Here is an 878-nt window from a genome sequence, read left to right as displayed (position 1 = left end):
GCCGCCGGAGGGAGCGCTCGCCCATCTTCGTCGTGGCCCCAAGGCGCTGTTTGCCCCCGGTCGAATGCTGTCGTGGCACCAGACCCAGCCAGGCGGCAAAGTCGCGTGCCTTGCGAAATGTCTCGGGCGGCGGGGCCAGAACCGCAATGGCCGTGGCGATCAGCGGCCCGATGCCCGGCACTGTCATCAGCCGCCGAGCCACCTCGTTCGTCTTCGCCCGACGAGCGATCTCGGCATCAAGCCTGCCGATCTCGGCCTCGAGATGGGTCAGGGCTGCGACAAGAACCTTGAGCGTTCCGATGGCGTCGGCCGGCAAGCCGCTTTCGGGCTCCTCGACGATGGCGATCAGCTTCGCTGCGTTCGCCGCCCCTTGGGGGACGATCTGCCCAAACTCGGTCAGGTGGCCACGCAGGGCATTGATGGCCTGCGTCCTCTGCCGGATCAGCAGCTCTCGGACTCGAAAGACCATCGCGGCCCCCTGGGCCTCCTCGCTCTTCACCGGCACGAAGCGCATCGTCGGGCGTTGTGCTGCCTCGCAGATCGCCTCGGCGTCGGCCGCATCATTCTTCTGCCGCTTGACGAAAGGCTTGACGTAGGCAGGCGGGATGAGCCGCACTTCGTGGCCCAACTTGCCGATCTCGCGCCCCCAGAAATGCGCGCCGCCGCAGGCTTCCATCGCGACAACACAAGGTGGCAACTGGCAGAAGAACGCCAGCACCTGATCCCGACGCAGCTTCTTGCGCAGAACCGCACGGCCCGCGCCGTCAGCCCCATGCACCTGAAACACATTCTTCGCCAGGTCGAGCCCGACAGTGGTAACATCCAGCATGACCGTCCTCCTTTGTGGATCCTCGCAGACCCACCTTGGCACATCGATG

General features: G+C 65.7%; 1 protein-coding gene. It reads right to left on the bottom strand.

Annotated features, from left to right (window positions below; translation table 11 throughout):
• Positions 1–829 (bottom strand): IS110 family RNA-guided transposase (locus D5084_RS09085; RefSeq protein ID WP_128515193.1); only part of this gene is annotated, 829 nt, incomplete at its 3' end.
• Positions 830–878 lie beyond the last annotated feature (49 nt).

The sequence above is a fragment of the Tabrizicola thermarum genome (assembly GCF_003574395.1).
GTDB classification, from domain to species: Bacteria; Pseudomonadota; Alphaproteobacteria; order Rhodobacterales; family Rhodobacteraceae; genus Tabrizicola; species Tabrizicola thermarum.
Note: the sequence above shows the minus strand (reverse complement) of the source record. Positions and strands in the feature narration are given on the sequence as shown.